Here is an 8,985-nt window from a genome sequence, read left to right as displayed (position 1 = left end):
GGTCCGGCGGCATCGGCGCGCGCACCCGCCGGCCTGGCGCAGGGCCGGGTCACGATCCGCCGCGACGAGTACGGCATGCCCCACGTCTACGCCGGCACCGTGTATGGACTGTTCTAGTGGCTACTGGCGTACGCCGTGGCCCAGGACCGGCTGTTCCAGATGGAGATGGCGCGCCGCAGCACGCAGGGCCGGGTCGCGGAAGTGCTGGGCCCCTCGATGGTGGCCTTCGACAAGTCCATTCGGGGCAATTTCTCGCCCGAGCGCATCCGGCGCCAGCTCGCCGCGCTGGCGCCGGCCGACCGGCAGATCCTGGACGGCTACGCCGCCGGCATGAACGCCTGGATCGCGCGGTGCGCGCCGAGCCCGGCCGGTTGATGCCCAAGGAGTTCAACGACCTGCAATTCGCGCCTGCCGACTGGACCGCCTACGACGTGGCCATGGTCTTCGTGGGCACCATGGCCAACCGCTTCTCGGACGCCAATAGCGAAATCGACAACCTGGCGCTGCTCACCGCCCTCAGGGACCGCCATGGCGAGGACGAAGGCATGCGGATCTTCAACCAGCTTCGCTGGCTGACCGACAGCCGCGCGCCGTCCACCGTGCCGAGGAAGAGGGCGTCTACCGGCCCGGCGCGGCCGAGCCGCCGCGCCGGCTGTCGTATGCGCTGCCGCGTTACGACGGCGTGCCGCCCATGCTCGAACGGGTGGCGCGCGACGCGCGCACGCGCGGCGTGGTGGACGCGCCGCCGCGCCCTGGCGCGCGCGCTGGTGCTGGCGCAATACGCGCAATCGGGGCAGCCTGGCATCGCCGGTTTTCCCACCACCAGCAATGTGTGGATCGTGGGGCGCGACCATGCGCGCGGCGCGCGTTCCATCCTGCTCAACGGCCCGCAGTTCGGCTGGTGGAATCCCGCCTACACCTACGGCATCGGCCTGCACGGCGCGGGCTTCGACGTGGCGGGCAACACGCCCTTCGCCTATCCCGCGATCCTGTTCGGCCACAACGCGCACGTGACCTGGGGTTCCACCGCCGGCTTCGGCGACGACGTGGACATCTACGCCGAGAAGCTCGACCCTGCCGACCGCACGCGCTACTGGCACAACGGCCGGTGGAAGACCATGGAAAAGCGCACCGAGCTCATCGCGGTCAAGGGCGCCGAGCCGGTGCTCATGGACGTGTACCGCACGGCGCACGGCATCGTGGCGAAGTTCGACGACAGCCGGCACGTGGCCTACGCCAAGGCGCGCGCCTGGGAGGGCTACGAACTGCAATCGCTGATCGCCTGGACGCGCAAGGCGCAGTCGGGCAACTGGGAGCAGTGGAAGCGGCAAGCCGCGCGCCACGCGCTCACCATCAACTGGTACTACGCCGACGACCGCGGCAACATCGGCTACGCGCACACCGGCTTCTATCCGCGGCGCAAGCCCGGCCACGACCCGCGCCTGCCCGTACCCGGCACGGGTGAAATGGACTGGGACGGCATCCTGCCTTTCTCCACCAATCCACAGGTCTACAACCCGCGCCAGGGCTTTATCGCCAACTGGAACAACCAGCCCATGCGCGGCTATCCGTCCACCGATCTGTTCGCCATCGTGTGGGGCCAGGCCGATCGCTATGCCGAAATCGAGAGCCGGCTGAAAGCCATGACGGCCGACGGCGGCAAAGTGAGCCCGCAGCAGATGTGGGATCTCATCCGCACCACCAGCTATGCCGACGTGAACCGCCGCCACTTCCTGCCGTTCCTGCAGCCGAAGGCCGGCCCACCACCGATCCCAAGGCCGGCCTGGCCGGCAGCATGCTGCCGGCCGGCGGCGTGAAAGGCGCCATGCTGGCCCTCATCGTGGAATTGCTGGTGTGCGCGCTCACCGGATCGCGCTTCGGCTTCGAGAACGAATCGTTCTTCGTGGACGAAGGCGGACCCGCCAGACTCGGCCAGGCCTTCCTGGCCATCGACCCGGACGCGCTGGCCGGCAACGAAGCCTATCTGGAACGGGTGGAAACACTGGTCGAGGCCATGCTGGCCGACGAGGGCGTGCGCCTGCCCGGCGAACGCCGGCGCAAGCTGCGCGAACAGGCCCTGGCGCACGGCCTGGACGTGCCCGACGCGCTGCTCGCGCAGCTACGAGGCGCCTCGCGGGAGCCGGCTAGGAGGCGTCAACCCCAAGGCCGCGCGCCGCCGGTCGGGACGGCCGCCCTCAGGCGCCGTGCGCGAACCACAGCGCCAGCGGCGCGAAGGCCAGGAACACCACGGTGGACACCAGCACCGCGCTGGCGGCGGTGTCTCCCAGGTCGGTGTAGCGGCGGGCGTACATATAGCTCACCACGGCGCAGGGCATGGCCATCTGCAGGGTCAGCGCGCCCGCCAGCACCGGCTCCAGGTCCAGCATCCAGGCCACCAGCAGCCCTGCCAGCAGGCCCGTGCCCAGCCGGATCGCCGCCACCCGCGCCCCGTCGCGCAGCCCGCCGGACGGGATCAGCGCCAGCGCGTGGCCCAGGCTCAGCAGCATCAGCGGCACCGTCACCGCGCCCAGCATGCGCGCCGTCTCCACGACCCAGTCCGGCACGGGCACGCGCAGGGCGCGCAGCCCCACCGCCACCAGGCAGGCCAGCAGCACCGGGCTCTTCCAGCTGCCCCGCGTGTTCACGCCCGGCAGCAGCCGCACGGCAAGCGTGTGCATCACGAAGGAGTTCACGGCAAAGAACGCCACCGCCACCGACATGCCGGCATCGCCGAAGGCCAGCTGCGACATGGGCAGGCCCAGGTTGCCGGCATTGGGCAGGAAGGCGGTGGGCAGCAGGGTGCGCGCGGGCAGCCTCGCCGCGCGCAGCAGCAAGGCGCTGGCGCCGGCGCACAGGGCTGCGCCAGCAGCGTGGCGGGCGGCGCGGCCATTTCCAGCCCGTCGTCGCGCAGGCGCTTGAGCACGCTGAAGAGCAGGGCGCTGCGCACGCCGTAGGTGGCGCGCGGCGACGAGACATAGCCCTTGGCGCTGAAAATCAGGTGGCCGCTCTCGATGCCCTCCAGATAGACGTTCGGGGCTGGCGACTCCAGCACGTCCTCGTGTGTCTTGAAGACGTCCAGGACCCGTTCGCGGACCTGCTCGGCGTCGGTGGCCAGCGGCATGGGCAGCCGCAGCTGCACCAGCCCCAGCGGGTTGGACCGCGTCACGTTGCGCACGGTCTTGGTCACGAATTCGGAGTTGGGCACGATCACCGTGGAACGGTCTCCCATCTGGATTTCCGTGGCGCGCACATTGATGCGCAGGATGTCGCCTTCGACGCCGCCGAGCGACACCCAGTCGCCGACCTTGACCGGGCGTTCGGCGAGCAGGATCAGGCCCGACACGAAGTTCTGCACCACGGCCTGCAGGCCGAAACCGATGCCCACCGACAGCGCGCTGGCGATCCAGGCCACCCGCTCCAGCCCGATGCCCGCCGCCGAGAGCGCCAGCGCCACGGCCAGCACGAAACCCGCATAGCCGAAGAGCGTGGCGGCCGACAGCTGCATGCCGGGGTCGAGTTCGGTGGTGGGCAGATAGCGGGTGCGCAGCCAGCGCTTGAGCATTTTCACGCTCAGCAGCGACACGGCCAGCACCAGCAGCGCCTGCAGCAGCGCGCCCGGCCGGATCTGCGCTTCGCCAATGGCCAGGCCCTTGCGCAACTGGTCGAAACGCTGCAGCAGGTCCATCGGCCCTTCGCCGAACGGCGCCACCAGCAGCATGAGCGCGAGCAGCCCCACCGCCACCCGGCCCAGGCCGGACAGCAGCACGGCAGCCTGGTCGCGCAGGCTGGGGCCTTCCGACTCGCTGGACTGCCCGCTGCCCAGCAGCGTGCTGAAACCGTCCTCGATCAGCACGGAAAGCAGATAGGCGGTGCCCAGCACCATCAGCACCCAGAGCACCTGCTTGGTGAGGAAGCTGCCGAAAGCCACATAGCCCGCGAGCAGGCTGCACAGGCTGATGACGAGCACCGTCCAGATCGCCACGTTCAAGGCCGACACCCAGAACGGAACCGCGGACTCGCCGTCTTCGCGCTGCGCCTTCAGCCGCAGCCGCCGGCCGGCGTTCAGGGCAGCGGCCAGCGTCAGCATGATGAGCACCGCCACGATGCCGGTCACCGTAATGGTCGTGGTGAGGCTGGCGTTCAGCAGCACCGGCAGCCGCTCGGCCAGCCAGGTCAGCGCAACCAGCACGCCCACGGCATTGGGCACCCAGCGCAGCCGGCGCGCCACCTCGTCGCCAATCGGCGGCAGCCGCCACGACGGCGTCGCGGCGACATGAGCGCATTGCCCAGGCCCGCGGCATAACCGCCGAACGCGGCGATCGCGATCATGTTGGCCGTCAGCGTGATGCTGGCGGTGTCGTTCCATTGCGAATTCCAGTCCAGCGCCACGTAGAGCAGCAGGGCGATCAGTCCCGGCGTGGCCGTGGACAGCGCCACCTGCGCCATCGCCAGGAAGGAGCGCCGCAGACGCCCTGGCGGCACGCGCGTGGCGGTTCAGGTGCAGCATCAGCCGGCCGATGCCCACGCGCACCGCGAGCGTCAGCGCGATCAGCCCGCCCACCAGCAGCCAGGCCCATGCCGGCGTCTGCCTGGCGGCATTGGCCAGGTCCTCGCCCACCGAATCCAGACGCTCCAGGTCTCGCGGAAACTCTTCGTGGAATTCCTGCCAGAACTGGCCGGCCAGGAAAGAGTCGCGCCGCTCGCCCAGGCGGGCCTGGAACAGCTTGCGGCGCTGCGCCGAAATCTGTTCGGCGGTTTGCGCGGCGTCTACCGACAACAGGCGGGCCAGCTTGATCTGGGCGTCCAGCGCGCGGCTGGTCTTTTCGAGCTGCGCGCGCTGCGCGGCCACGTCAGGCGCTTCCTTGCCGTTCTCCGGCGCGGGGCCCAGTTCGCTCAGCCTGGCTGTTACGGCGGCGAGCTGGGGGCGCCAGCGCCTCGGCGGCCGCATCGGGCCTTGGACTGGATGTCCAGCGCGTTGCCGCGCTGCTCCACCATGTCCGCGTCGTCCGCTTCGTCGGGAATGTGCTTGCGTATGTCGTCGATCTGCTTGCGCGCGGCCGCGAGCTGGGGCGTTCGGTTTGCCTGCGGGGTCGGGGGCGCCGCGTGGCGCGGCCAGCGCGCCGAACGCCAGCGCCCACAGGAGCGCCGGCCAGATGCCCGCCCCCGGCCCGCTGCGCGCCGCCACCTCGGCCGGCGTCTCGTCGCGCTGGCCCAGGATTTCCACGCGCATCGCGTCCTCCAGCTCGCCGCGCCGCCTGCGCGGCAGGTTCGCCGGGAGGCGAATCGGCCAGCAGGTCCTCGGGATCGCTCACGTTCTGCATCGCGCCCGTCCGGCCCGACTGCCATTGGTCGCTCTGCCTCCGGCGGCGCTGCTCGCGCTCGCGCCCTTGCGCCAGCGTGAATCCGTCATTGAGGGCCACCACGATGGCGAACCTGTCGGTAAGCGCCACCTCGGCCCGATTGTTCTCGGCCAGGAAATCGCGCGCATCGTAGGGCAGCACCACGTCGATGCCGCCCAGCGTGTCGTGCATGGCGGTGCCGCCCTGCGCAGTCTGCAGCCCGTGGCGGATGAATTCGCCCGCCAGGCGGTAGACGCCGTCGTCGCGCAGCGGGTAGCGCTTGCGCGGCTTCTGCGGATCGACCAGGAAGGGTTCGACCAGCGCCGCTTCCTCCGCCGTCAGCCGGCGCAACGGGCTGGCTTGCTGCTGCAGCGTGCGCAGCGCGCCCTTGTTGCCGCTGCGTCGCGAAAGATAAGTCACGACACTGATGGCCGACCATCCCAGGACCGCCAGCAGGAGCGCCAAACGCAGGATTTCCATTGTGAGCCTTCTTTTTTCGGGAAGGCAGGATCATAGCGATGATGCGTCCCGGGATTTTCTCGCAAATATGCCAAAGCATGACAATCGTTGACCAAACGCCAGGAAGACCCCGCTGCGCCGGGCCGCCGGAGGGAAGAAACTGTTCTAGAATCGCGGTCATGGAATCCCGCCTCCTCGACATTCTCGTCTGCCCGCTGTGCAAGGGCCGCCTCGAACACGACCGCCAGCGCGGCGAGCTGATCTGCCGCGCCGACCGCCTGGCCTTTCCCGTGCGCGACGGCATCCCCGTCATGCTGGAATCCGAAGCCCGCGAGCTGGACGAAACGCCGGCCGCCGCATGACGCGACTCTCCACTTCCTGCCCGCCCGCGCGGGCCTGACCTCCGCATCGTGAGCTTCATCGCCCTCATCCGCGCGCACCGCGTCCACCCGCCTGCCGACAAACCCTTGGCCGACATCGCCGGCAAGCCCATGGTGGTGCGCACCGCCGAACGGGCGCTGCGGTCCGGCGCGACGCGCGTATGCATTCGCCACGAACGACGAGCGCGTGCGCGAGGCCGCGCACGCCCACGGCCTGGAGGCCGCTTCATGACGCGCGCCGACCATCCCACCGGCACCGACCGGCTGTCCGAGGCAGTGGACCTGCTGGGCCTGCCCGACGACGCGCTGGTGGTGAACGTGCAGGGCGACGAACCCCTGATCGAGCCCGCCCTTATCGACGCGGTGGCGCGCCAGCTACGCGGGGCGCCCGGAGCCGACATCGCCACCTGCGCCTGTCCGCTGGCCGACGCCCAGGCGCTTTTCAATCCGAACGTGGTCAAGGTGGTGTGCGCGGCCGACGGACGCGCGCTGTATTTCTCGCGGGCCCCGATACCGTGGGCGCGCGACGCGCTGGCGCGCGGCGTGCGCGTGCTGGCCGAGGGCCTGCCCGCCTGGCACCATGTGGGGCTGTATGCCTATCGCGTGCCCTTCTTGCGGCGCTTTCCCTCCCTGCCCCAGGGCGTGCTCGAACGCTTCGAGGCGCTGGAGCAATTGCGCGCGCTGGAACACGGCCACGCCATTTCCGTATACCTGGCCGATACGCCTCCGGCCGCCGGGGTAGATACTCCGGCCGATCTCGAACGCGCGCGCAGGGCGTATTCCAATCGGTTATAAGGGTTATTTCGCATGGCGCCGGCCCGCAGAGGCTGCTGCATTGCGGCATAATCGCCCCGATCACAAAAAACAAACCCCATTCAGGAGCACTCATGCGTCTCATCTTGCTCGGACCTCCCGGCGCCGGCAAAGGCACTCAGGCCGCGTTTCTCACCCAGCGCTTCGGCATTCCGCAGATCTCCACCGGCGACATGCTGCGCGCGGCCGTGAAAGCCGGCACGCCGCTGGGCCTGGAAGCCAAGAAGGTCATGGACGCGGGCGGCCTGGTGTCCGATGAGATCATCATCGGCCTGGTCCAGGACCGCCTCAAGCAGCCCGACTGCGCCAACGGCTATCTGTTCGACGGTTTCCCGCGCACCATCCCGCAGGCCGACGCGCTCAAGCACGCCGGCGTGAAGCTGGACTATGTGGTCGAAATCGAGGTTCCCGAAGCCGACATCATCGAGCGCATGAGCGGCCGCCGCGTGCACCAGCCCAGCGGCCGCACCTACCACGTGCGCTTCAATCCGCCCAAGCAGGACGGCAAGGACGACCTCACCGGCGAACCGCTGATCCAGCGCGACGACGACCGCGAAGAAACCGTGCGCAACCGCCTGGCCGTCTACCGCGAGCAGACCCGCCCGCTGGTGGACTACTACTCCGGCTGGGCCGCCAGCCAGCCCGCCGAGGCGCCCAAGTACCGCAAGATCTCGGGCGTAGGCTCGGTCGAAGAAATCAAGAACCGGCTGTTCGAGGCCGTCCAGGGCTGACCGCGCGCCGACGGCGCCCGAGGCCTCCGGGCCGCGGCCCGGAGGCTTTTTCTTTTCTTCGCGGCGCCGCCCGCGCCGCGTCCAATCCATCGAGTTCATGGGGTAGCAGAGACATGGAAATCGCGAACAAGGTATTCATCGTGACCGGCGGCGCCTCCGGCCTGGGCGCAGGCACCGTGCGCATGCTGGTGCAGAACGGCGCCAAGGTGGTCATCGCCGACGTGCAGGACGAGGCCGGCGAGGCGCTGGCCAAGGAGCTGGGCCAGCGCTACGTGCACTGCGACGTCACCCAGGAAACCGACGGCCAGCGCGCCGTGGCCGCCGCCAAGGAACTGGGCGCCCTCTTCGGCCTGGTCAACTGCGCCGGCATCGCCCCGGCGGCGAAGATCGTCGGCAAGAACGGCGCTCACCCGCTGGATCTCTTCCAGAAAGTGATCTCCGTCAACCTCATCGGCAGCTTCAACATGATGCGCCTGGCCGCCGAGGCCATGAGCGCCAACGCGCCCGAGCCCACCGGCGAGCGCGGCGTGCTCATCAACACCGCCTCGGTGGCGGCGTTCGACGGCCAGATCGGGCAGGCCGCGTATTCCGCCTCCAAGGCGGGCGTGGCCGGCATGACGCTGCCCATCGCGCGCGATCTGGCCAAGACCGGCATCCGCTGCATGACCATCGCTCCCGGCATCTTCGGCACGCCCATGATCTTCGGCATGCCCCAGGAAGTGCAGGACTCGCTGGCCGCCACGCATCCCCTTCCCCGCCCGCCTCGGCCGTCCCGAAGACTACGCCAAGCTGGTCCACAGCATCATCACCAACGACATGCTCAACGGCGAAACCATCCGCCTGGATGGCGCCATCCGCATGCCGCCGAAGTAAACCGGCCCGCGCACAGCGTGCGGCCGGCCTCTGCCCCGGAAACCGCTGTCCGGGGCGGCGCCGGCCCACCCCTCCCCGCTTCCCGCCTTCCATGAGTCTTTTCCGTTCCGCGGCCACGGTCAGCGGCCTCACCCTGCTCTCCCGCGTCTCCGGCCTCGTCCGCGACATCCTGGTCGCGCGCGCATTCGGCGCGGGCCCGCTCACCGATGCGTTCTGGGTCGCGTTCCGCATTCCCAACCTGCTGCGGCGGCTCTTCGCCGAAGGCGCGTTTTCCCAGGCGTTCGTGCCCATACTCGGCGCGGCGCGCGCCAACCGCGGCGAAGACGCCGTCCGCACGCTGCTGGACCGCGTGGCGCTGCTGCTGACGCTGGCGCTCATGGCCATCACGCT

At 69.8% G+C, this 8,985-nt stretch carries 7 protein-coding genes and 4 pseudogenes; 9 read left to right on the top strand and 2 right to left on the bottom strand.

Annotation, left to right across the window (positions count from 1 at the left end; translation table 11 throughout):
• Positions 1 to 135: 135 nt before the first annotated feature.
• From AD428_RS28220 to AD428_RS25400, 3 genes and pseudogenes are all read left to right on the top strand, one after another.
• The gene (locus AD428_RS28220) at positions 136 to 375 is read left to right on the top strand and encodes a penicillin acylase family protein (protein ID WP_235490866.1); all 240 of its coding nucleotides are present in this window, start codon (positions 136 to 138) and stop codon (positions 373 to 375) included.
• Entirely contained in the window at positions 375 to 1,817 is a 1,443-nt protein-coding gene (locus AD428_RS18220; protein WP_255352275.1) for a penicillin acylase family protein, read from the top strand. Before AD428_RS28220 ends, AD428_RS18220 begins: the two co-directional genes overlap by 1 nt.
• Positions 1,748 to 2,128 (top strand): annotated as a pseudogene (locus AD428_RS25400) (Ldh family oxidoreductase); the annotation flags it as partial. The gene AD428_RS18220 and the pseudogene AD428_RS25400, both read left to right, overlap by 70 nt.
• Positions 2,129 to 2,195: 67 nt before the next feature.
• On the opposite strand, the pseudogene AD428_RS28215 reads toward AD428_RS25400, so the two are convergent.
• Together AD428_RS28215 and AD428_RS28210 are read right to left on the bottom strand one after the other, a co-directional pair.
• Positions 2,196 to 2,885: pseudogene (locus AD428_RS28215) on the bottom strand (AEC family transporter); the annotation flags it as partial.
• Positions 2,798 to 5,121, bottom strand: a pseudogene (locus AD428_RS28210) (DUF3772 domain-containing protein); the annotation flags it as partial. The pseudogenes AD428_RS28215 and AD428_RS28210, both read right to left, overlap by 88 nt.
• A gap of 224 nt (positions 5,122 to 5,345) precedes the next feature.
• Here AD428_RS28210 and AD428_RS28205 point away from each other — a divergent pair.
• The 6 genes and pseudogenes from AD428_RS28205 to AD428_RS18180 all read left to right on the top strand — a co-directional run.
• The gene (locus AD428_RS28205; RefSeq protein WP_053246118.1) at positions 5,346 to 5,855 is read left to right on the top strand and encodes a hypothetical protein; all 510 of its coding nucleotides are present in this window, start codon (positions 5,346 to 5,348) and stop codon (positions 5,853 to 5,855) included.
• 122 nt (positions 5,856 to 5,977) lie between these two features.
• Positions 5,978 to 6,160 carry a Trm112 family protein gene (locus tag AD428_RS18200; RefSeq protein WP_053246117.1) on the top strand — a complete coding sequence of 61 codons (183 nt, stop codon included), beginning with the start codon at positions 5,978 to 5,980 and terminating at the stop codon, positions 6,158 to 6,160.
• 48 nt (positions 6,161 to 6,208) lie between these two features.
• On the top strand, positions 6,209 to 6,973 hold the full coding sequence (gene kdsB / locus AD428_RS18195; RefSeq protein ID WP_053246116.1) for a 3-deoxy-manno-octulosonate cytidylyltransferase: 765 nt from the start codon (positions 6,209 to 6,211) through the stop codon (positions 6,971 to 6,973).
• A 92-nt stretch (positions 6,974 to 7,065) separates the two neighbouring features.
• On the top strand, positions 7,066 to 7,722 hold the full coding sequence (gene adk / locus AD428_RS18190) for an adenylate kinase (protein ID WP_053246115.1): 657 nt from the start codon (positions 7,066 to 7,068) through the stop codon (positions 7,720 to 7,722).
• Between the two features lie 113 nt (positions 7,723 to 7,835).
• Positions 7,836 to 8,595: pseudogene (locus AD428_RS18185) on the top strand (3-hydroxyacyl-CoA dehydrogenase).
• A gap of 91 nt (positions 8,596 to 8,686) precedes the next feature.
• On the top strand, positions 8,687 to 8,985 hold a 299-nt coding region (locus tag AD428_RS18180), incomplete at its 3' end, for a lipid II flippase MurJ (RefSeq protein ID WP_304438954.1).

The organism is Achromobacter sp. DMS1, assembly GCF_001270295.1.
The sequence above is the reverse complement of the archived record's forward strand: the minus strand, read 5'-3'. Positions and strand labels throughout refer to the sequence as shown.

Excerpts from the sequence above, each read along its gene's own strand:
- AD428_RS18220 (WP_255352275.1), top strand. The coding sequence starts at position 375 with ATGCCCAAGGAGTTCAACGACCTGCAATTCGCGCCTGCCGACTGGACC.
- AD428_RS18200 (WP_053246117.1), top strand. The coding sequence starts at position 5,978 with ATGGAATCCCGCCTCCTCGACATTCTCGTCTGCCCGCTGTGCAAGGGC.
- adk (WP_053246115.1), top strand. The coding sequence starts at position 7,066 with ATGCGTCTCATCTTGCTCGGACCTCCCGGCGCCGGCAAAGGCACTCAG.